Annotated in this window: 23 protein-coding genes, 1 tRNA gene and 1 pseudogene; 15 read left to right on the top strand and 10 right to left on the bottom strand. The window is 73.3% G+C overall.

Going from position 1 to position 19,637, the window contains the following annotated elements; genetic code table 11:
• Positions 1 to 3 precede the first annotated feature (3 nt).
• The 3 genes from ACPXBU_RS13940 to ACPXBU_RS13930 are packed head-to-tail and all read left to right on the top strand — an operon-like array spanning position 4 to position 2,497.
• Entirely contained in the window at positions 4 to 876 is an 873-nt protein-coding gene (locus ACPXBU_RS13940) for a PHP domain-containing protein (RefSeq protein WP_425758304.1), read from the top strand.
• Positions 877 to 917: 41 nt separating this feature from the next.
• On the top strand, positions 918 to 1,532 hold the full coding sequence (locus ACPXBU_RS13935) for a MarC family protein (protein WP_357411638.1): 615 nt from the start codon (positions 918 to 920) through the stop codon (positions 1,530 to 1,532).
• Positions 1,533 to 1,576: 44 nt separating this feature from the next.
• The gene (locus ACPXBU_RS13930) at positions 1,577 to 2,497 is read left to right on the top strand and encodes a RecB family exonuclease (RefSeq protein ID WP_393366133.1); all 921 of its coding nucleotides are present in this window, start codon (positions 1,577 to 1,579) and stop codon (positions 2,495 to 2,497) included.
• A gap of 20 nt (positions 2,498 to 2,517) precedes the next feature.
• Here ACPXBU_RS13930 and ACPXBU_RS13925 read toward each other — a convergent pair whose 3' ends face one another.
• Complete coding sequence (locus ACPXBU_RS13925; protein WP_393366135.1) at positions 2,518 to 3,381, bottom strand: oxygenase MpaB family protein; 864 nt, start codon at positions 3,379 to 3,381, stop codon at positions 2,518 to 2,520.
• 60 nt (positions 3,382 to 3,441) lie between these two features.
• Positions 3,442 to 3,870, bottom strand: a complete 429-nt coding sequence (locus ACPXBU_RS13920; protein ID WP_393366137.1) for a Fur family transcriptional regulator — start codon at positions 3,868 to 3,870, stop codon at positions 3,442 to 3,444.
• Positions 3,871 to 4,073: 203 nt separating this feature from the next.
• On the opposite strand from ACPXBU_RS13920, the gene ACPXBU_RS13915 reads away from it, so the two are divergent.
• Positions 4,074 to 4,556, top strand: coding sequence for a DUF2231 domain-containing protein (locus ACPXBU_RS13915; protein ID WP_425758375.1), 483 nt, complete (start codon positions 4,074 to 4,076; stop codon positions 4,554 to 4,556).
• A 7-nt stretch (positions 4,557 to 4,563) separates the two neighbouring features.
• Here the strand turns inward: ACPXBU_RS13915 and ACPXBU_RS13910 are convergent, their stop codons facing one another.
• Positions 4,564 to 4,896 (bottom strand): hypothetical protein, encoded by a 333-nt coding sequence (locus ACPXBU_RS13910; protein ID WP_393366139.1) that lies wholly within the window; start codon positions 4,894 to 4,896, stop codon positions 4,564 to 4,566.
• 116 nt (positions 4,897 to 5,012) lie between these two features.
• Here ACPXBU_RS13910 and ACPXBU_RS13905 point away from each other — a divergent pair, with 116 nt between their 5' ends.
• Positions 5,013 to 5,192, top strand: a complete 180-nt coding sequence (locus ACPXBU_RS13905; RefSeq protein ID WP_393366142.1) for a hypothetical protein — start codon at positions 5,013 to 5,015, stop codon at positions 5,190 to 5,192.
• A 67-nt stretch (positions 5,193 to 5,259) separates the two neighbouring features.
• On the opposite strand, the gene ACPXBU_RS13900 is transcribed toward ACPXBU_RS13905, so the two are convergent.
• Positions 5,260 to 5,922 carry a flagellar biosynthesis protein FlgA gene (locus ACPXBU_RS13900; protein ID WP_425758303.1) on the bottom strand — a complete coding sequence of 221 codons (663 nt, stop codon included), beginning with the start codon at positions 5,920 to 5,922 and terminating at the stop codon, positions 5,260 to 5,262.
• Between the two features lie 360 nt (positions 5,923 to 6,282).
• Here ACPXBU_RS13900 and ACPXBU_RS13895 point away from each other — a divergent pair, with 360 nt between their 5' ends.
• Positions 6,283 to 6,519: a hypothetical protein gene (locus ACPXBU_RS13895; protein ID WP_425758379.1), complete on the top strand. Its 237-nt coding sequence runs from the start codon at positions 6,283 to 6,285 to the stop codon at positions 6,517 to 6,519.
• A 62-nt stretch (positions 6,520 to 6,581) separates the two neighbouring features.
• Here the strand turns inward: ACPXBU_RS13895 and ACPXBU_RS13890 are convergent.
• Positions 6,582 to 6,740: pseudogene (locus ACPXBU_RS13890) on the bottom strand (FmdB family zinc ribbon protein); the annotation flags it as partial.
• Positions 6,737 to 7,414, bottom strand: a complete 678-nt coding sequence (locus ACPXBU_RS13885) for a 5-formyltetrahydrofolate cyclo-ligase (protein WP_425758302.1) — start codon at positions 7,412 to 7,414, stop codon at positions 6,737 to 6,739. The gene ACPXBU_RS13885 and the pseudogene ACPXBU_RS13890, both read right to left, overlap by 4 nt.
• Positions 7,415 to 7,499: 85 nt before the next feature.
• Between ACPXBU_RS13885 and ACPXBU_RS13880 the strand changes: the two genes are divergently transcribed.
• The 7 genes from ACPXBU_RS13880 (at position 7,500) to ACPXBU_RS13850 (ending at position 15,588) form a co-directional block, all read left to right on the top strand.
• Positions 7,500 to 9,821 (top strand): diguanylate cyclase, encoded by a 2,322-nt coding sequence (locus ACPXBU_RS13880; RefSeq protein ID WP_425758301.1) that lies wholly within the window; start codon positions 7,500 to 7,502, stop codon positions 9,819 to 9,821.
• 9 nt (positions 9,822 to 9,830) lie between these two features.
• Positions 9,831 to 10,793, top strand: a complete 963-nt coding sequence (locus ACPXBU_RS13875; protein ID WP_393366149.1) for a UTP--glucose-1-phosphate uridylyltransferase — start codon at positions 9,831 to 9,833, stop codon at positions 10,791 to 10,793.
• Entirely contained in the window at positions 10,790 to 12,103 is a 1,314-nt protein-coding gene (gene glp / locus ACPXBU_RS13870) for a molybdopterin molybdotransferase MoeA (protein WP_393366151.1), read from the top strand. Before ACPXBU_RS13875 ends, glp begins: the two co-directional genes overlap by 4 nt.
• 79 nt (positions 12,104 to 12,182) lie before the next feature.
• A complete protein-coding gene (locus ACPXBU_RS13865; protein WP_425758300.1) occupies positions 12,183 to 12,833 on the top strand; it encodes a GNAT family N-acetyltransferase in 651 nt (216 codons plus the stop codon).
• 180 nt (positions 12,834 to 13,013) lie between these two features.
• Positions 13,014 to 13,796 (top strand): divisome protein SepX/GlpR, encoded by a 783-nt coding sequence (locus ACPXBU_RS13860; RefSeq protein ID WP_393366155.1) that lies wholly within the window; start codon positions 13,014 to 13,016, stop codon positions 13,794 to 13,796.
• Between the two features lie 225 nt (positions 13,797 to 14,021).
• A tRNA-Ala gene (locus tag ACPXBU_RS13855) sits at positions 14,022 to 14,098 on the top strand.
• A 176-nt stretch (positions 14,099 to 14,274) separates the two neighbouring features.
• Positions 14,275 to 15,588 carry an MFS transporter gene (locus ACPXBU_RS13850; protein ID WP_393366157.1) on the top strand — a complete coding sequence of 438 codons (1,314 nt, stop codon included), beginning with the start codon at positions 14,275 to 14,277 and terminating at the stop codon, positions 15,586 to 15,588.
• Here the strand turns inward: ACPXBU_RS13850 and ACPXBU_RS13845 are convergent.
• Together ACPXBU_RS13845 and ACPXBU_RS13840 are read right to left on the bottom strand one after the other, a co-directional pair.
• Entirely contained in the window at positions 15,585 to 16,331 is a 747-nt protein-coding gene (locus tag ACPXBU_RS13845) for a hypothetical protein (protein WP_425758299.1), read from the bottom strand. The two genes, ACPXBU_RS13850 and ACPXBU_RS13845, sit on opposite strands and share 4 nt — an antisense overlap.
• A gap of 89 nt (positions 16,332 to 16,420) precedes the next feature.
• Positions 16,421 to 16,609, bottom strand: a complete 189-nt coding sequence (locus ACPXBU_RS13840; protein WP_425758298.1) for a hypothetical protein — start codon at positions 16,607 to 16,609, stop codon at positions 16,421 to 16,423.
• A 219-nt stretch (positions 16,610 to 16,828) separates the two neighbouring features.
• Between ACPXBU_RS13840 and ACPXBU_RS13835 the strand changes: the two genes are divergently transcribed.
• On the top strand, positions 16,829 to 17,836 hold the full coding sequence (locus tag ACPXBU_RS13835) for a hypothetical protein (protein ID WP_425758297.1): 1,008 nt from the start codon (positions 16,829 to 16,831) through the stop codon (positions 17,834 to 17,836).
• A gap of 88 nt (positions 17,837 to 17,924) precedes the next feature.
• On the opposite strand, the gene ACPXBU_RS13830 is transcribed toward ACPXBU_RS13835, so the two are convergent.
• The gene (locus tag ACPXBU_RS13830) at positions 17,925 to 18,269 is read right to left on the bottom strand and encodes a hypothetical protein (RefSeq protein ID WP_393366165.1); all 345 of its coding nucleotides are present in this window, start codon (positions 18,267 to 18,269) and stop codon (positions 17,925 to 17,927) included.
• A 199-nt stretch (positions 18,270 to 18,468) separates the two neighbouring features.
• Positions 18,469 to 19,125 carry a 4'-phosphopantetheinyl transferase family protein gene (locus ACPXBU_RS13825; RefSeq protein ID WP_425758296.1) on the bottom strand — a complete coding sequence of 219 codons (657 nt, stop codon included), beginning with the start codon at positions 19,123 to 19,125 and terminating at the stop codon, positions 18,469 to 18,471.
• A 201-nt stretch (positions 19,126 to 19,326) separates the two neighbouring features.
• Here ACPXBU_RS13825 and ACPXBU_RS13820 point away from each other — a divergent pair, with 201 nt between their 5' ends.
• Positions 19,327 to 19,596, top strand: coding sequence for a hypothetical protein (locus ACPXBU_RS13820; RefSeq protein WP_393366169.1), 270 nt, complete (start codon positions 19,327 to 19,329; stop codon positions 19,594 to 19,596).
• Positions 19,597 to 19,637: the final 41 nt, after the last annotated feature.

The raw sequence follows: 19,637 nt of genomic DNA, 5'->3' as shown, positions 1-19,637 counted from the left end.
GCGGTGACCTCGCGTACCGGCTCCGCCCCGCGCATCGACCTGCACACCCACTCGACGGCGAGCGACGGCACGCTGCCCCCGGCCGAGCTGGTACGGGCCGCCGCCGAGGCGGGACTCGACGTGCTGGCGATCACCGACCACGACACCACCGCCGGCTGGGCGCCGGCCGTGGACGCGCTGCCGCCGGGACTACGCCTGATCCGCGGGGCGGAGCTGTCCTGTCGATGGTCCGGGACCCGGCCGGCGGTGCCGCTGCACCTGCTCGCGTACCTGTTCGACCCGGACCACCCGGAACTGGCCGCCGAGCTGGGCCGGGTGCGGGCCGCCCGGGAGGAGCGCGGCGAACGGATCGTCGAGCTGCTGCGCGCCGACGGCATCGACGTGAGCTGGCCGGACATCCTGGCCGGTGCAGACGGGGGCACCGTGGGCCGCCCGCACATCGCGCAGGCGCTGATCCGGGCCGGCCTCGTCGGCAGCACCCGCGAGGCGTTCGGCCCGGACTGGCTGGGCGAACGCTACCGGCTGCCGAAGGACGACATCGACGTGTTCCGGGCGATCCGCCTGGTCCGGTCGGCCGGCGGCGTGCCGGTCTTCGCCCACCCCCGGGCCACTCGGCGCGGGCGGGTGGTGCCCGACGAGTTGATCGCCGAGTTGGCCGTCGCGGGGCTGGCCGGGCTCGAGGCCGACCACGAGGACCACAGCCCGGCCGAACGGGAGCACGTGCGGACGCTTGCCGCCGAGTTGGGCCTGTTCGTCACCGGCTCCTCGGATTTCCACGGCACCCACAAGACCGTCACGCTCGGCGCCTTCAGCACGAGCGTCGACGCGTACGAGCGGATCGTTACCGCCGGGGTGACCGAGGTCGCTTCGGGGTGATCCGGGTATTTCGCCCACTGCGCCGCGGCTAGGTTGATCACGTGGATCTGAAGCTGTTCGGCGAGGTCTTCGTGACCCTGCTGGTGATCACCGACCCGCCGGGCATGATGCCGATCTTCCTGGCGTTGACCGGCCCGCTGCCCGCCCGTGACCGCAACCGGGCCGCCTGGCAGGCCGTCACGCTGGCACTGGGCGTGATCGTGGTCTTCGCGGTGGCGGGGCAGACCCTGCTGGACTATCTGCACGTCGACCTGCCGGCGTTGCAGGCGGCCGGTGGGCTGCTGCTCGTGCTCGTCGCCCTGGAGCTGCTCACCGGGAAGACCGACGGCCCGAGCTCGGACGCCACCTCGAACATCGCCCTGGTGCCGCTCGGCACCCCGCTGCTGGCCGGTCCGGGCGCCATCGTGGCGACAATGCTCTTCGTCCAACAGGCCGACGGGTGGGGCGACTTCACGGCCATCGCCGTGGCGATCCTCGCCGTGATGCTTGCGGTCTGGATCGTCCTCCGCTTCTCCGGCGGCATCGTGAAGATCCTCCGGCCGGGTGGCATCGAGGTGCTGACCAGGATCGCCGGCCTGCTGCTGGCCGCGATCGCCGTCCAGCTCATCGCCGACGCGGTGTTCGCCTTCGTCACGCAGTACGTCAACATGACCTGACCGGCGTACGCCAGGTGTCGGTGGTGGGTGGCAGGATCGCAGGCGTGCGACGATCCTCCTCAGCGGGACGGCCGGCGGCCGGTGGCCGGGCTCCCCGACAGCGCGCCGGCGATGCCGAGCAGCTTGGCTTCGAAGGCATGCCGGAGCGCCTGTTCGTCTGCACACCGAGCAGACTCGGCGCGTACGCGGACTGCCCGCGCCGCTACCGCTACTCCTACGTCGACCGGCCGGCCCCGCCCAAGGGTCCGCCGTGGGCGCACAACTCGCTCGGCGCCAGCGTGCACACCGCCCTGAAAAACTGGTATGCGCTGCCCGCCGACCGGCGTCGCCCCGAAGCCCTGGCCACCCTGCTCAAGGGCACCTGGGTCCGCGAGGGTTACCGCGACGACGAGCAGGAGCGGGCCGCCTACCGGCGGGCGTTGGGCTGGTTGGAGGCGTACGTCGAAACGCTTGAGGCCGACTCCGACCCGCTCGGCGTGGAGCGGGTGGTGGCGGTCAAGACCGCCGTGCTGGCCTTCAACGGTCGCGCCGACCGGATCGACTCGCGTCCCGGGCCGGACGGGCCCGAGCTGGTCATCGTCGACTACAAGACCGGTCGCACCGGGCTGGACGCCGACGACGCGCGGGGTTCACAGGCGTTGGCCCTCTACGCGTACGCGGCCGAGCGGGTGTTCCGCCGGCCGTGCCGCCGGGTGGAGCTGCACCACCTGCCGACCGGCACGGTCGCCGGCCACGACCACACAGTCGAATCGCTGGCCCGGCAGTTGACCCGCGCGGAGGAGACGGCCCGCGACATCATGGCCGCCGAACGGGCGGTCGCGGACGGCGCCGACGCGGACGAGACGTTCCCGGTGGCACCCGGCCCGCGCTGTGGGTGGTGCGACTTCCGGCGGCACTGCCCGACCGGGGCGCAGGTGCCGGGCAAGGAGCCGTGGGCGGCCATGGACCGGCACGCCGACGGCTGACCTCCGGTGGCGGCGGCGGGTCAGCCGGCCAGCGGGGTGGCGGCGTGCCGCGCGGCTCGCTCCTTGGCGGCCTGGATCAACGGGCCCTCCAGATAGCGACGGGGCACGGCGGCGAACGCGAGCCGCAGCGCGCGCACGGTCAGGTCCGCCGACACCGCGGTGGTGGGCAGACCGAGCCCGCCGTACATGCGGTGCGCCCAGGCCGGCAGCAGCGCGAAGGCGGTGCCGGCGATCCCCAGGTACGCCCACCGTGGCGGGCCGAGGGTGAGCCCCAACCGGGCCGGCAGGCTGAGCTTCCACGGCAGCGGCGGGGCGGTGAGGAAGAGCGCCGTCTCGGCGGCCTCCCTGGTCATCCGCAACTGCGGCCGTACGGCGCGGTAGTAGTCGGCGACCTCGGCCGCGGTGCCCGGCACGGTGGCCGGATCCAGACCGACCAGGGCGGCCGAGCGACGCTGCTCGGTGTAGTAGCCGTCCACCTCGTCGTCGGTGAGCGGCAGACCGGCCCGTCGAGCCGTGCTGAGGAACGACTCGACCTCGGTGACATGCACCCAGCGCAGCAGCTCCGGCTCGTCGATCCGGAACTCCTCGCCGGTGTGCGGGTCGGTGGCCCGCAGCCGGTCGTGCAGCCGGCGGAGCCGGGCTCCGGCCGCCTCCGCCTCGGCCGTGGTCCCGTAGACGGTGGTCGCGACGTAGGTGGCCGTGCGGAGCAGGCGGCCCCAGGCGTCGGTGCGGTAGTTGCTGTTCTGCGCGACCCCGGCCATCGCCCGGGGGTGCAACGCCTGGAGGTAGAGCGAGCGCAGGCCGGCGACGATCAGGATCGGCTCCTCGTGCACCTTCCACGTGACCGAACCTGGACCGAAGAGGCCGAGGTCATCGGAGTCCACCGCCCAAGAGTGCCACGCGTGGGCCGACCGCGTCGGACACGTCCCGTCGATGCCGCCGGGTCACACGTCGGCGGAGCGGCGCGCCCGGCAGCCCGGGCAGAGACCCCAGAAGGTCACCTCCGCCTCGTCCACCTCGAACCCGTGCGACACGTTGGGCTCCAGACACGGTGCGCTGCCCACCGCGCAGTCGATGTCGGCGATCTCGCCGCAGCCCCGGCAGACCACGTGATGGTGGTTGTCGCCGACACGTGCCTCGTAGCGGGCGGGACCGCCGGCCGGCTCGATCCGGCGGGACAATCCGGCCCGGGACAGCGCGCCCAGCACGTCGTACACCGCCTGGGTGGAGACCGAGTCGAGGCGTTCCCGGACGCGCCGGCTGATCTCGTCGACCTCCAGGTGGCCGCCGCCGGCCAGCACGTCGAGCACCGCGAGGCGGGGCCGCGTGACACGCAGGCCCTTCGATCGCAGCAGCTCCTCGGCAGCGGACATGAGCCAATGACAGCACGCGCGACCAGCATCGACAACCGTCGCCCGGTCCGGGTGGTCACCGACACAGCCCGGCAAGATCGGTTCCACGGTCCGCGACGGTGAACCCGATCGACGCGGCGCGCGTGTGACCGGTCGAGAGCCTCGGGACGGCCGGCGGACCGTACGCTGGCCCTCTCCTGACCATGATCCACCTGGAGGGTTCGATGTTCGAGGAGATCCTCGGTCTACCGGGACACGTCCTGGTGGTCCACGCGGTCGTCGTGTTCGTGCCGCTGCTGGCGGTGCTGGCCATGGCGTACGTGGGGCTGCCACGGTGGCGGCACCGGCTGGACTGGGCCCTGGGCCTCCTCGCCGTGGCGGCGCCGGTGACCGCGTTCGTGGCCGTCAAGTCGGGTGAGGTGTTCACCGACGCGCTTGTCGCCCGGGGTTTCCAGGGACCGATCCTCGACAAGATCTTCGACCACTCCCGCTACGGCGACATCCTGTTCCGGATCGTGGTGCCGCTCGGGATCGCGGCCATCCTGCTGCTGGTGGCGACAAGTGGGCATCCCCGGGTGCCGCGGCTGCCGGCGCTTGTCACCCACGTGCTGGCGGTGGCGGTCGTGGCGCTGTCCATCGCCGCCCTGGTCTACGTCTACCTGACCGGCCACAGCGGCGCCGAGGCCGTCTGGGGCACCACCCTCTGACCGCTCGTCAGAAGATGATTCGCGAGCAGAGCAGGCAGACCACGACCACGAGCACCACGCCGGCCGCCACACCGAAGCCGTAGGTGACCCGCTGCGAGCGCTGCTCAGCCATGTCCAGCTCGGCCATGTCCTGCGGCGGCAGCCGTCGTGGTGGCGCCGGCCGCAGATGAACGGGTGGACGCCAACCGGTCGGCGGCGGCACGCTCGGCGGCGGGCCGGCATAGCCGCTCGCGGGGGTGTTCGCGGACGGGGCGAGGGGTTGCTGCGCCACCGATTCGTCACCGGTGTCGGGCCGTCGCCAGTAGTCGTCCGGGGCGCTGCCACCGCTGGGGGTCGTCACGCCGTCCGACGCTACCAACGCGGCCGGCGGCCCGTCCGCTTCTGCGTGACGCGCCGACGTCGGTGACCGGTCCGCTGCCCGTCCGCAGCCCGTCCGCTGCGCTAGTCTTGCCGCTCGTGAGCACCATGGACCCCGGCACCCCGGCCGCGCCCGACGACGACCGCACCGTCGACCTGAGCGAAGACTTCGTGGTGCTGCCCGAGCAGACCTCCGACGACACCGACCGGGGCTGGGGCGAGCGGGCGCGTGGCAACGACGACTGGCTGCTCGCCGAACGCCCTCCGCACTGGGACTGACGCCGCGCGGCCCGCCGAACGCCTTCCGCACGGGGACTGACGCCGCGCGGCCCGCTTCCGTCGCTGTTCAGTCGCGCACGACGATCGCGAAGCGGGTGCCCTCCGGCAGCCCGACCGTGCGTTTCGCCTGGTCCGGGCGGAGCGCGAGATAGAGCGCCGAGGACCCGTCGGTCGTGTCGGCGCCCAGCACGTCGAGCACCAGCGCCGCGGGCGCGAGCAACGCCGCTTCCGTGCTCGCCCCGCCCGGTGCCGCCGCGAGCAGATCGACCCGGGCTCCTGGACGGACCACCGCCAGGGCGGCCGGCTCGGCCAACCGGACCGGCACCCCGACAGCGCCGCTCGGCAGCGGCAGCGGACCCGCCGCGCCGCTCCCGGTGGTGGTGCTCGATGGCGATGGACCGGCCGTTGCGCCGGCGGCGGCGGGGCCGGCCTCGCCGTCGTCCGGTGTGCCGTGGGTGATCGGGCTGCCGTCGGCGGCCGGTCCGGACGTGGCGGCGGCTCTCGTCGGCCCCGCGGCGGGAGCGGCGGCCGGCCCGGACGTGGGTGCGGCTCCCGTCGGTCCCGCGGTGGCCGGCGCGGTGGCCGGCGGGCAGCCGGTCGGCGTGTGTAGGACGGTGGCGGCCAGGCCGAGCAGGGCGGCGACCAGACCGGCCCGGAGCAGGGTAGGCCCGCCGGGCAGGGTGGGTCGGCGCAGCGGACGCAACGCCCGCGCGGAGTCTGGATCGCCCATCGCCTCTGTCGCCTCCCGCCCACGGGTGTCGTGGTGACGACCCGTGGGCGGCAGACTAGGCGGCGCAGGCCCTGGTCGGGCGGCCGTTCGCCGGCGCCTGTGGATAACCGGACGGCCTGTGGACAACGCCCGAATGCCCGCCCGATCTGCTAAAACCGTCTTCGGCCGGCCAGGGGCGTTGACACCCGCCCTGGGCGGGCGAAAGGGCCGAGCCGCGCGGTCTGCTGATCGACTCGGGTTCACGGAGGCCGGGGTGTCCGGTCAAGCTGGACAGGCCGACTTCCGTGAATTCGAGGGGATCACCGGTCGCCGAGCGAGTCGGCGCTGGCGGATCAGGACGCGGAGCTGGCCGCCGGTGCCTTGCCGCCGCTCGACCCGCCGGACGAGGACGAGCCCGACCCGGACGAACCCGACCCGGACGACGACGAGCCCGACGACCCGGAGGACGACGAGCCCGACGACGAGGACGAACCCGACGAGGACGAGCCCGACGACCCGGAGTCCGCACCCGAGGACGACGAGTCGGACTTCCCCGGCTTGCCGCCTGTGCCGCCGGCCGACACCTCGGAGCCGGACGCGCGCGAGTCGGTGCGGTAGAAGCCCGAACCCTTGAAGACGATGCCGACCGAGTTGAAGACCTTGCGCAGCCGCCCCTGACACGCCGGGCACTCGGTCAGCGGCTCGTCAGAGAAGGACTGCACCGCCTCGAGCTGGTGACCGCACGTGGTGCAGGCGTACTGGTACGTGGGCACGTTCTCCTCCGGATCTGGGCTCAGCCAGTTGGCACTCGACCTATTCGAGTGCCAATGGTGCGTCATTCGCCCCGGGTTCGTCCAGCGGACGTGTGGGGCGCGACATCATGCGGCGTACCCGGGCCGGCGTCAAGCGTACGCACCCCGCCGGCGGGGGTGACGACCGCGCGGACACGACGGTCGTGCGGCTCCGCCGGCAGCGCCTCGACCAGCTCGCCGTCGTGCAGGGGCACCACCGTCAGCGTCGTCTCGGGCACCCGGGCGAGGGCCCGGTCGTACGAGCCGCCGCCGCGTCCGAGCCGCCGACCGAGGCGGTCGACCGCGAGAGCCGGTACGAGCACCAGGTCCGCCCCCGCCACGGCGGTCACCCCGAGACGGACACCGTCCGGCTCTCGGATACCCCGACCGGCGGCGATCAAGGCCTCCGGCCCGGTATATGCCGCCCAGTCCAGATCCAGGTCGGGGAGGAGGACCGGCAGCAGCAGCTCGGCATCGGCCGCAAGGGCAGCTCGCAGCACCTCCGGCAGGTCCGCGCCGCCCGGTTCGGAGCCGACCGGCACGTACGCCGTCATCCGGCGCGGGCGCAGCCGGCGGACAAGTGTGACCAGCTCGGCCTGCACGCGCCCGGCGGCGACGGCCCGGGTGGGGTCGCTCAGTGACCGGCGGCGGGCGAGCACCTCGACGCGGGCGTCGCGCTTGGCCCCACGTGTCACTTCCGCTTCATCAGAAAATTCCGCCACGCAACACTCCTGACGCAACGCCTCACTCACGGTTGCACTGTGTCAGCATCGCAAGCAACGGAGGCGGAACTTCCGGGGGGACCGAGTGACGCTACGCGGACGGTTGACGGCAGCCTTCCTCGTGGTGGTGCTCGGCCCGGTCCTGCTCGGCGCGCTCTTCGTCGCCTCCACCGTCAGCGCCGTCGACCGCAGCCGCTCCACCGAGCGCCTGGCGGTGGCGGCGTCCACCGTGCGGACCTCGGTCGACGCGCTGTGCCAGCAGCTCCGCGCCACCGCCGACGTGGTGGCCCTCAGCGCGGATCCGGCCGTCGCCGCCGCCCAACTGATCGGCCGGGGCCTGGTCGCCGCGGTGCTGATCACCGATGTGCACGGCCAGGTCACCTATGTCTCGCCCGGTGCGCCGTCGACACCGTGGCGGGACTGCTCCGGCGGCCCGACCACGGATGTGACAAACCCGGTCCGCGCGCTCGCCGCCCACGTCGACCTGCACGACCGCGCCGGCGCGCCGCTGGGCACGGTGACCGCCGCGCACCTTGTCGACCCGGCCTTCGTGGCCCGGCTGGCGGCGGTGACCGGGGTGGCGGTCACCCTGCTCGACAGCGGAGCCAGCGCCGCCCGGGTCACCCACACGACCGAATCCCGCGAGGTACGCGACGCGGTGCTGGCCGCCGCCAGCACCGTCAAGGGTGAGCGGGTGACCGAGACCAGCCAGGGCCGGTACGTGCGCAGGATCGGGCCGTCCGACGCGCAGCCACTGCCGCTCGTGGTCTCCGTGCCCAGTGAGCGCCCGGCGGGGCTGCACGCCACGTTGATCGGGGTGGTCGTGGTGGCCGCGTTGCTCGCCGTGCTGACCGCCTGGCGGCTGGCCCGGATGACCACCCGACCGCTGATGGAGTTGGCCGGCGCGGTCGACCGGGTGGCCCACGGCGACCTGACCGCCCGGGTTCCGGTCCGCAGCCGCGACGAGTTGGGCCGGCTGGCCGCCGCGTTCAACCGGATGACCCGGGAGACCGGGGCCTACGTCGCGGCGCTGACCAGCAACCGCGACCAGCTCCGCGGTCACCTCGCGGTGCTCGGCGACACCCTGGCCAGCACGCACGACCTGCAACGCATCCTGCGGGTGATCCTGCACAGCGCCATCGGCGCCACCGGCGCGCGGGCCGGCGCCGTGCTGCTCGTGGAGACCGGCGGGATGCTCGTCGCACAGTGCACCGAGGGGTTGGACGGGCGCTGGCCGGCGGCGGACGCGGACGGGCCGTCCACGCTCCGGGTGCCGGTCGGGGTCGGGGTGGTCGGCGCCGTCGCCGCCACCGGGGAGCCACAGCGGGGCAGGGCGGAGCCGACCGACACCCCGTCCATCGAGCCGCGCTGCCGCACGTACGTCGCGGTCCCGTTCGCCACCCCGGGCTCGACCGCGGCCACCCTCAGCGGATCCTCCGGCCCGGCCGACGAGGCCGGCTCGGCGGCGGCGCTCGGCGTGCTGGCTCTCTACGACCGCCTGGGCGCCGACGAGTTCGACGACGACGACCTGGCCACCCTGCGCACCTTCGCCGGACACGCGGCGGTGGCGGTCGACAACGTCCGGGTGCACGAGGAGGCCCAACGGCTCTCCCTCACCGACCCGCTCACCGGGCTGTGGAACTACCGCTACCTGCGCGAGTCGATCCGGCGTGAGGTGGAACGGGCCAGCCGCTTCGGGCGGATGCTCAGCGTCCTCGCCCTGGACCTCGACCGGTTCAAGGACGTCAACGACACCTACGGGCACGCCGCCGGGGACACCGTGCTCGCCGAGTTCGCCAGGCGGGTGCGCGGCGAGATCCGTGAGGTCGACCTCGCGTTCCGGCAGGGCGGTGAGGAGTTCGTGCTGCTGCTGCCGGAGACCGACGCGCGGGGCGCGGCGATCGTGGCCGAGCGGCTCGGCGCGGCGGTCCGCGATACGCCGATCGCCGTCGAGGCGTACGCCGGGCCGGTCGTGGTGACCGTCTCGGTGGGCATCGCCGTCTACCCGGACAACGGCAGCACCGGGCGGGAGGTGCTGGAGGCCGCCGACGACGCGCTCTACGCGGCCAAGGCGGCCGGCCGCGACACCTACCGCGTCGCCGAGGTACGCCCGGACGTGGCCACCCGGGAGATACCGGTGCTCGCGGGTGCCGTGAGCCCACCCGACGGGCTGCCGCGCGCCGGCCAGCCCGTGCCCGTCAACCGGGAGCCGGGCGGGCCCGCCCGGTCGGAGCCGGCGGTGGGCGTACCGGACGGGTTGCCGCCGCACGCACGGCCGGATCCGGCCGACGACCCGGCGGGCATCGACGCTGATGCGGCCCGCGCCGGCCCGGATGCCGCCCGGCCGGGGCCGGGTGGCGGCGCGTCTTCTGGGCCACACCCGCCGCGGCAGAGCCGTGGCCGATAGTCTCGCGGCATGTCGGAGCACTCAGCGAACCCCTCATCGGCGGCCGCCGCAACCGGCCGTCCCCTGGCGGTCAAGGCCGTCATCCCGGCCGCCGGACTGGCCACCCGGTTCCTGCCAGCCACCAAGGCGGTGCCCAAGGAGTTGCTGCCGGTGGTGGACCGGCCGGTTCTGCAGTACATCGTCGAAGAGGCCACCCAGGCCGGCATCGGTGACGTGTTGCTGATCACCGGTCGGGGTAAGACATCGATGGTGGACCACTTCGACCGTCGCCCGGACCTGGAGACCAGGTTGGAGGAGAAGGGCGACGCCGAGCGGTTGGCCGCCGTACGGCGGCCCAGCGAGCTGGCCGAGATCTACACCGTGCGGCAGCCCGAGCAGCTCGGGCTCGGCCACGCCATCGGGTACGCCGAGTCGCACGTCGGCGACCAGCCCTTCGCGGTGCTGCTCGGCGACGAGTTCGTCAAGCCGTCGGAGCCGCTGCTGCCGGCGATGCTGGAGCTGCAGGCCCGCACCGGCGGTGTGGTGCTCGCCTTCTTCGAGGTCGACCCGTCCGAGACCAAGCGGTACGGCATCGCCTCCGTCGAACCGGCCGAGACGGAGCTGACCGACATCGGTGAGGTCGTCAGGGTGACCGGGATGGTGGAGAAGCCGCAGCCCGAGGACGCCCCGAGCAACCTCGCGGTGCTCGGCCGGTACGTGCTGCCGGGCAAGATCTTCGACGCGATCCGGCGGACCAAGCCGGGCAGTGGCGGCGAGATCCAGCTGACCGACGCGATGGAGCTGCTGCGCACCGAGGGCACTCCGGTGCACGCGATCGTCTACCGCGGCACCCGTTACGACACCGGCATGCCGCTGGGCTACCTCCAGACGGTGGTGCAGATCGCCGCCGAGCGCGAGGATCTGGGCGCCGAGTTCCGCTCCTGGCTGGCCGACTTCGTCAAGGCCGACGCGGCAGGCGGATCTGGTACATGACCGCGACGGCCGACGCCGAGGCGGCCGCGAACGAGTTGACGCCGCTCGCCGACTACCTGGGCAGCGTGCTGCGCAGGTTGCGCGCGCTGCCGCCACTCGACCTCGACCTCACCCAGGCGCACGGCAACGTCCTCGCCGAGGACGTCGTCGCGCCGCACGCCTTCCCGGCCTTCGACCAGGCTGCCGTGGACGGTTACGCGGCCCGCTGGGAGGACATTTCCGGAGGGGGCCGGGGCCCGAGTTACGTCCCGGCCCCCTCCGGCACACCCGGCGGGCGGACCATCCGGCTCAACGTCGTCGGCGATCTGGGGGCGGCGAGCTGGCGGCCGGTGCGACTTACCCCCGGCTCGTGCTTCTCGGTGGCCGCCGGGGCGCCGCTGCCGGTCGCCGCCGACGTGGTGGTCCCGGTCGAGTGGACCGACCAGGGCATGGCCGCGGTGGAGATCTTCCGCACCCCCAAGCGGGGGTACGGGGTCCGCCGCGCCGGTGCGGAACTGCCCGCCGGCACCCTGCTCGCCCGCGCCGGCACGTACGTCTCCCCGGCCCTGGTCGCGGTCTTCGCCGCCACCGGCATCGGGCACGTGGTGGTCCGGCCCAGCCCACGGGTGGTCATCGTGGCCACCGGCGACGAACTTGTCGACGTGGGTCGGGGCAGTCAGCCGGGGCAGGTGGTGGACGCCAACTCGCACGCGCTGACCGCGGCGGCGGCCGAGGTGGGCGCACTGGCGTACCGGGTGGGGATCTGCGACGACGACCCGGAGGGGCTGCGCGGGCTGCTGGAGGACCAGACCCTGCGCGCCGACCTCATCATCACCACCGGGGGCACCGGCACCGGCCCCGGAGACATGGTGCGCCGGATCCTGTCCCGCCGCGAGGGTGGCCGGGTCGGGCCGGTCACGTTCACCGACGTGGCGCTCTATCCCGGCACCGCGCTCGGGTTCGGCACGGTCGGCGCCGAGGAGGTGCCGGTGGTCTGCCTGCCCGGCGACCCGGGTGCCGCGTTGATCGGGTTCGAGGTGCTGGCCCGTCCCGCCATCCAACTGCTCGCCGGCGCCGAGCCGGTTTTCCGCCCCAGCGTGCGGGCGCACCTGCTGGAGACCGTGTCGTCCCCGGCGGGGCTGCGTGAGTTCCGGCCGGCGCACGTCGCCGAGCGGCGCGGGGGCGGATACACGGTGCAGCCGCTCAGCGGTGGGCCGTTCACCCTCTCCGGGCTGGCCGAGGCGAACGGTCTGCTCGTGCTCGGTGAGCGGGTCAACACGGCCGCGGCCGGGTCCACCGTGGATGTCCTGCTGCTGGACCGCCGCCGGTGACGGTGTCCCGGCCGGACGGTTGTCGGGTCCTGGCGGGTCCACTTGCGCGCGTCACCGCCGCGCGCGGGAGACTGTAGGGGTGAGTCTCTTCGGACCCCCGCGGGCACCGGGCTGGCCGGTGGAGCTGGCGGACGGCCCGGTGTCGTTGCGGCCCTACCGGCGCTCCGACGCGGCGCCGTGGTCGGAGATCCGGCGGGCCAACCGGGCCTGGTTGGCGCCCTGGGAGTCGTCGCTGCCCGGCGGTTGGGACGAACTGAACTCACCTGCCGCGTTCCGCTGGGTGCTGCGTGACCAGCGGCGCTCGGCCCGCGAGGGTGACGGGATGCCCTTCGCGGTCTGCCTGCGCGAGGCCGACCGGGACCGGCTGGTCGGGCACATCAACGTGGGCAGCATCGTGCGACGGGCGCTCTGCTCCGGCTATGTCGGCTACTGGGTGGACGCCCGGGTCGCCGGCCAGGGCGTGATCCCGACGGCGCTCGCGCTCGCCGTGGACCACGCGTTCGGCCCGGGTGGGCTGCACCGGGTGGAGGTCAACATCCGTCCGGAGAATCGGCCGTCGCGGCGGGTGGTGGAGAAGTTGGGTTTCCGCGAGGAGTCGTACCACGTGCGCTACATGCACATCGACGGCGCGTGGCGTGACCACATCGGATACGCGCTGACGAGTGAGGAGATCGCCGCCGAGGGCGGTCTGCTGGCCCGCTGGCACCGGGTACGCGCCTCCGCACGCTGAGAGGCTGTCCCACGGACGGGATCGGCGCGGCGCGACGGCTTCCTGGTCGGCGCGCCGTAACCTCAAGTAACTGCAAGTTGCGGCGAGCGCTCTCCGGCCGGACGATCCACGCACCTAGGCGCGATCGGTGGAAGATCCTGCGGTGGGGTGGCGGTTGCTCCGAATTCGGTGACGGGAGGGGTGAGGGTGCCGACCTCGGTGCTCCTCGCCGTCCTCGCCGCCGCCGGCCTGCTCGCCCTGGCCCCGGCGTTGGTTCGCCGGTACGACGCCACCGAGCGGCTGGTGGCGGAGCGGGCGCAGTCGACGGCGCGGGTGCTCCAGCGCCGCCGGCGACGCCGTACTGTCCCGGGACGGCGTCCGGTCCACCCGCCGCGCTCACTCGTCGTCACGCTCAGCGAGGATGCGACTACCGGAACGTTGACCGCGCCGGTTTCCGCGCCTCCGGCCGGCCGTCGCTCCGGTCGCCTGCGCGCCGTGCCACCCGCACCGAAGCGGTCCCGCCGCCGCCCGCCGTCCCGTCGTCAGCACACCCCGGCCGTGTACCGGCGTCGCCGGGTGCTCGCCGCCCTACTGCTGCTCAACGTCGTCGAGCTGATCGGCGTGCTGTTCGCCAGCCCCGGCTTCTGGATCGGGTTCGCGGTCACCTTCCTGCTCCTGGCCGTGTACGTCGTCCACCTGCGCGGTCGGGCCCTCGCGGGACGCCGTCGCCGCCGCGCCCGAGCCCGGGAGGCCGCCTGGCTGGCCGCCCGACAGGCCGAGGTGCGCCGCGAACAGGCCCGTCGCGCCGCGGCCCGTCGGGAGGCGCAGCGCCGCCTGGCCGCCCAGCGCGAGGGGGTACGCCGAGCCGCCATGGGCCTGGACCGCCCCGGAGACCTCCCAGCGGCGGTCAACGGGGGCTCGGTCTCGTACCGACGGGCGGGCGGGCTACGCGGCCGCCCCTACGAGGCCGGCCGAGGCGCCTGACCCTCGGCGTCCCGTGCCGGCCGGCGGCTTGATCGACTCGGTTTGCCGGAAGGTGGGGTGTCGCGGCGTCCCGGATGCCCCGGTTTCCCGGAAGCCGAGTGGATCTCCGGGCCCGGTGGAGCGCCGTACCGGGGGCGGATTCGCGGTACGGGCCGGCGACCTGTTAGCCTTGCTGCCGGCCCGCCCGGTGTAAGCCGGGTGGGACCGAAGCCGGTTCGCCGGCGGGGGGCTGTGGCGCAGACTGGTAGCGCACCTCGTTCGCATCGAGGGGGTCAGGGGTTCAAATCCCCTCAGCTCCACCACGAAACAGCAGGTCAGGGCGGGTTCTCGGATGATCGAGAGCTCGCCCTTCGCTGTTTGTCCGTTTCGGCCACCGGCACGCGGCAGGCCCCTGTCGCGCTGGACCTTGCCCCTGGGGTAAGCCCCAGCATCGTCGGTGCCGGGCACAGCCGGCGTGAGCCGACCGGAGGTCAGGGGCATGGGAGCGCCGACGACGACGGCGGCAACCGACAGCGCCGGGGGACGCCGACCAGGCGCGTATCTGGTGGACCGGCGGCCGCTGGGCATCCCCGCGTACCGGCGGCTGTGGGTCGCGTCGTTGATCGCCGCGGTGGGTGGTTCGTTCGGTGTGCTCGCCATCCCCACGCAACTGTTCACGTTGACCGGCTCGTCCACGTCCGTTGGCGTCTCGGCGGCGGTGTCGCTGGCCGCGCTCGTGGTCTCGGCGTTGTGGTGTGGCGCCCTCGCCGACGTCACGGACCGGCGTCGGCTGCTCCTCGTCGCACACGGGTGCCTGGCTCTGACGTACGCGGGGCTGTGGGCGCAGGCGGCGCTGGACCTGCGATCGGTGCCGGTGTTGATGGGACTTGTCGCCTGCCAGGGCCTCAGCTACGGAGCGGTCATGGTGACGATGGGGGCGGCGGTGCCGCGCGTGGTGCCGGCCGATCTGCTGGCCGCCGCGAACGGATTGAGCTCGCTGGTCCGGTATACCGGGTCGATCGTGGGCCCGCTGCTGGCCGGGGTGCTGATCCCGGTGCTGGGACTCGGTGCGTTGTACCTGTTGGACGCGCTGGCGCTGGTGGTCGTCCTGTGGTCGGTGTTCCGGCTGCCCCGGCTCCCGCCGCGATCACCGGCACCAACGCCTGCCGCGAGCGCCGTGCCACGTCGTTCGACGGTCGGCCAACTGCTGGACGGCTTCCGGTATCTCTTCTCCCGGCCGCTGCTGGTCGGGCTGATCGGGGTGGACCTGGCGGCGATGGTGTTCGGGGCACCGTGGGCGCTCTACCCGGAGCTTGCCCAGCGCGAGTTCGGCGGCCCGGCCGGGGGTGGGTTCGCGCTCGGTGTGCTGTACGCCAGCTACCCGGCAGGTGTGTTCGCGGTCGGGATGGTGTCGGGCGTGTTCACCCGTGCGCGGCGGCACGGCGTGCTGATGGTGTCCGCGGCTGTCGCCTGGGGCGTGACAGTCGTCCTGCTGGGGCTCGCGCCCGGGCTTTGGGTCGCCGTCGCGGCGCTGCTGGTGGGCGGTGGCGTGAACTTCGTGCTCAGCATGTTTCGGCGGGCCATCAGCCAGGCGAGTACCGACGACACGCTGCGCGGCAGGATCGAGGGCTCGATGATCGTCGTCACGATGGGCGGCCCACAGGTCGGCAACCTCCTGCACGGTGTGACGGGTGCGGCGTGGGGACCGCGCCTGGCGATTTCGGTGGGAGGGGTGCTGACCATCCTGTCCGTGGCAGGCATCGTCCGGGCGGTGCCGCAACTGTGGCGGTACGACGCGGCGGCCGACAGCTAACTGAACCGCTCGGTCGTCACGGGTAGCAGACCGTGCCGTCGCAGGACCGTCGTCAGGTCGGACAGGGCCGGACCCACCGCGTCGTCGGCGGCGGCGCCCAGCAGGACTGTCACGTCGAGGGCCCAGGCGCGGGTGTGGCCGACCCGCCGTAGCTCCCAGCCGAACCGGTCGCCGCCCTTCTCCAGGTGACCGCTCGCGGCTGACGCGCTCGTGCCGTCGACAGGCGTGCGCCAGCTCGCCCGGAGGCTCGTCACCTGGTCCGGGTGGAGGTCCTTGGCGAAGAGGACGCGGTAGACGCGCCGCTCGTGCCAGCCGTCCGGCGGCTGTGCGGGGCCGAGCCGCAGCGGCGCGGCGGTCGCGATCGGCTGGTGGACGAGGAAGTACGAGCGCAGCACCGTCTCGTCGGGCAGTTGCCCGCCACCGAGGGCACGGTAGTGCCCCTCGGCCTCGGCGCGAGAGGTGGGGAGCACCCGGGCCACCATGTCCGGGTCGGTGCGGATGCTTCGGCTGAGGGCCGCGGAACTCCACCAGCCGGCGGCCGGCGTCCAGCCCGCGCTGTCCAGACCCGTGCTGACGTGGTCGCGTTCCCGGGTGAACTCCTCGACGACGAGCCCCGCGACCGCGCTTGTCGTGTCGGGGTCGTCGGGTCGAGGCAGGACCAGGTAATAGTCCAGCGAGGACGGTGACTGGTGCACCGTGGTGACCGCCGGACGAGGCACGGCGCGCACGAGGTTGGCAGCCATCGGTGACATCTTTCGTCGTGCTTCCGTCGCGGACCCGGCAACCGTAGCGCCTGGCGGCCGGGTCGTGCCCGGCCGCCAGGCCGGACGGGTCAGGAGCGGGTGAGCCTGACGGTCGAGGTGTCGGTCACGAAGACGTACTCGTCGTGCGGGGTGTCGTAGCCGATGGCCCGGGTGATGGCCTCGGCCAGACCCCTGCCGAACGGGCTGATGCCGGTCGCATCGTCGCAGCCCCGCCCGATGTCGGACAGGTCGAGGCCGGGGCCGGCCCCGATTGTCACAGTCGGCCGGTGCGACAAGCCGTACAAAGAGGAGTGTCCGCCACCAGTCGTGGCGTACGACCCGAATCCGGCGAGAGGCCACGTGACCTGGGCACCGTAGGCCAGCCGGATTTTTTTGGTTGTCTTTTCTCCGGCACGCCGCAACCGGGCGACCCGCTCGAGGGTGACTCAAGTAGTAATCGGCGCCCGGGATCAGCCGGGCTCACACGGGGAGTGAAGATGACTCACACCGCTCGACGCACGCTGGCCGGCATCACCGCCGCCGGCCTGCTGACCACCGCTCTCGGCGTCGCTGTCTCCGCACCGGCGACCGCCGCGCCCAGGGGCACCGCCCTCGACACCTGCACGATCAGCACACTGCCGTACCCGACCGACACCTACCGGGCCGACGCGTACGTCATCGACCCGTCCGGCCGCTACATCGCCGGCGACGGGCTGCGCAAGACGGAGAGCGGCAACCAGTACCTGCTGCTGTTCTGGGACCGGAATCGGCTCACCGAGGTCGAGGCGCCGAGCATGGCGACCCCCGTCGACGTCAACGCGGACGGCGTCGTGATCGGCAACGGCTGGGGCAACAGCGGCCAGCCGTGGCGGTACCGCGACGGCAGGATCGAGCAACTGCCACTGGTGCCGTCCGCCTACGGCCTCTTCGTCACCGCCATCAACAAGGCCGGCGACATCGTCGGCCTCGGTAGTGACACCGACACCGGGGAGTACTTCGCGGTGCGCTGGCCGGCGGCGCGGCCGGGCACGGTCGAGGTGCTCGACGCCCCGGCCAATGCCCAGCCGACCGGAATCACCGACAACGGGACCATCGTCGTCACCGCCGGCGAATTCGGGTACTGGACCGGTTGGGTCCGCCGGCCGAACGGCCGGTACGACGCACTCACGGTCCCCGGCGCCCAGACGGCCCAGGTCAACGCGGCGACGGGTCACTGGGCGATCGGCCACGTCGACCTGCCGGACAGCCCCTGGGTCGCGGTGCGGTGGAACCTCCGGGACGGCTCGTACACGACGCTCGACCAGCAGTTGCCGTTGTTGGATGACGTCAACGCCAAGGGCGTCGTCGTGGGCGGCGACCGGGTCGGGCGCGGTACCACCTCCCGGGAGCTGCCGGGAGGCGGCGACGGGGTGGGCATCGGCGCGCGCTCCATCTCCGACACCGGCACCATCGTCGGATTCCGCAACGGGGAGCGACTCACCCCGGTGCGCTGGACGGGCTGCTGACCCGGCCGGCAACGGCACCTGATCGTCACTGAGGCGGGCGAGCATCCGAATGGGATGCTCGCCCGCTTCGCGTGCGGCGGTGGGGGCGTTACGAGGTCCAGGAGCCGGTGGCTCCGATCGCGTTGGCGCTTGTGTGGTCGGGCCGGTTGGTGCCGATGACGACCGCCACGATGCCGCCCGCGCAGCAGAGCAGGGTGAGCACCGCCGCGCTGACCGCGACGACCACGGCCGTCGTCTTGGCGGCGTTCGTCCGCTCGGTCGCGGGTGGGACGAGCGGATAACCCGGCATGCCCGTCACCGGGAACGCGCCGCCAGCTGTCGGGTACGCGGCGCCGGAGAACGGTGGCTGCGGTGTCGCCGCGAACGGATGGGTGGGCGCCGCGTTCGGCTGCTGGCGATGGTGCGGCCCGACGGAGGGCTGGGGGTGGGTCACCGTACTCCTTGACGCCTCGGTACGTGCGGTTCGAGAACTCCATCGACGCTACCGTGCGTGGCCGACGGCCCGGCCGTCGCGCCGGACCGTGCCGACCGGCGCCGACGGTGCGTCCCTCCGGCCAGCCTGGACGGAGACGGCCCGGCGGTGCGCCACCATGGACTGTCGACCCACCCGTCGCGGTGGGTGACTTCGCAGGTCAGCGGAGGGGCAGCACGGCGGCGGTGCGGACCAACCCGTCGGCGACCACGAAACGTCCGCTTATCGAGGCCGGCGGGTCGTCGACCTCGGCCTCGTCCACGCGGGCCGGCGCGATCCGGGCCGTGAACCTGCCCGCGTCCGGATCGATGTCGAGCCGGGCGTCGTGGAAATCCAACCAGTTCCCGACGACCGGATGCCAGACCTTGTAGACGGTCTCCTTGGCACTGAACAGCACGATCGGCCAGAGGATGTCGCCGGGCAGCCGCGCCACGTCGGCCTCCTCCTCGGGCAGCAGCACGAGTCGGCGTACTCCCGGGCTGATCTCGCGGTGCTGCTCGGCGTCCATGCCGACGGACCGGATGTCGGTGGCGTGCGCCGCCGCTGCGGCGCAGTAGCCGTCGGTGTGCGTGATGCTGCCGACCACCCCCGCCGGCCAGATCGGCGCGCGGTCGGCGGCGGCCGGCACGGCGGTGGGTGGCAGGCCAAGCCCGGTCAGTGCCCGGCGGGCGCAGACCCGCCCGGCGGTGAAGTCCCTCCGACGGGTCGGTACGGCCCGTTCGCTGAGGCACGCCCGCTCGGCGGCGAGCAGCTCGCCGACCCAGTCGTCCGGCCCGGCGACGGCGACCGCGACCGTCGCCGGCAACAGGTCACGCATCGCGCTGGCTTACCCGCCGGTAGGAATGACGCATCGGGTCAACAGTCAAATTTCCGACTCCCACAACCGGAGAAGGTACCGCAAGGATGTAACACCGGAGGGCCGCGCATCGCCCTCTCTGATGGCTCCGGGGGGACCACCATCGAACCCTGGCCGGGCACCGCTGCTGGCCAGACCCGTGGACATCTGGAAGGACGTGCGATGACCGACAGTGCCGAACGGTCGGGGGTGCGAGCCGATGATCACGCCCCGAAGACCCCCTGCTGGAGCTGCGTGTCGTGCGGTGACGAGTGGCCCTGTGCGACGAAACGCAGCCGGTTGTTGGCCGAGTACGGCAGCGACCGGGCAATGCTCAGCGTCTATCTGGGTTCCTGCCTCGCCGCCGCCACGGAGGATCTGCGTACCGCCCCGGTGATGTCTCTCCAGGACCGTTTCATCGGCTGGCTGCCCCGCGGCCCTCGACGCGGCTGAACCGCTGGTGGCCCCACCGTCGGGCGGGGCCACCAGCGGGG

This window comes from Micromonospora sp. DT231, from assembly GCF_049847025.1.
Lineage (GTDB): Bacteria > Actinomycetota > Actinomycetes > Mycobacteriales > Micromonosporaceae > Micromonospora.
The sequence above is the reverse complement of the archived record's forward strand: the minus strand, read 5'-3'. Positions and strand labels throughout refer to the sequence as shown.

Bases quoted from the DNA above. Each gene is read 5' to 3' on its own strand.
- ACPXBU_RS13920 (WP_393366137.1), bottom strand. From the start codon at position 3,870: ATGTCCGCTGCCGAGGAGCTGCTGCGATCGAAGGGCCTGCGTGTCACG.
- ACPXBU_RS13915 (WP_425758375.1), top strand. From the start codon at position 4,074: ATGTTCGAGGAGATCCTCGGTCTACCGGGACACGTCCTGGTGGTCCAC.
- ACPXBU_RS13900 (WP_425758303.1), bottom strand. From the start codon at position 5,922: ATGGGCGATCCAGACTCCGCGCGGGCGTTGCGTCCGCTGCGCCGACCC.
- ACPXBU_RS13875 (WP_393366149.1), top strand. From the start codon at position 9,831: ATGTCGGAGCACTCAGCGAACCCCTCATCGGCGGCCGCCGCAACCGGC.
- glp (WP_393366151.1), top strand. From the start codon at position 10,790: ATGACCGCGACGGCCGACGCCGAGGCGGCCGCGAACGAGTTGACGCCG.
- ACPXBU_RS13850 (WP_393366157.1), top strand. From the start codon at position 14,275: ATGGGAGCGCCGACGACGACGGCGGCAACCGACAGCGCCGGGGGACGC.
- ACPXBU_RS13845 (WP_425758299.1), bottom strand. From the start codon at position 16,331: ATGGCTGCCAACCTCGTGCGCGCCGTGCCTCGTCCGGCGGTCACCACG.
- ACPXBU_RS13835 (WP_425758297.1), top strand. From the start codon at position 16,829: ATGACTCACACCGCTCGACGCACGCTGGCCGGCATCACCGCCGCCGGC.
- ACPXBU_RS13825 (WP_425758296.1), bottom strand. From the start codon at position 19,125: ATGCGTGACCTGTTGCCGGCGACGGTCGCGGTCGCCGTCGCCGGGCCG.
- ACPXBU_RS13820 (WP_393366169.1), top strand. From the start codon at position 19,327: ATGACCGACAGTGCCGAACGGTCGGGGGTGCGAGCCGATGATCACGCC.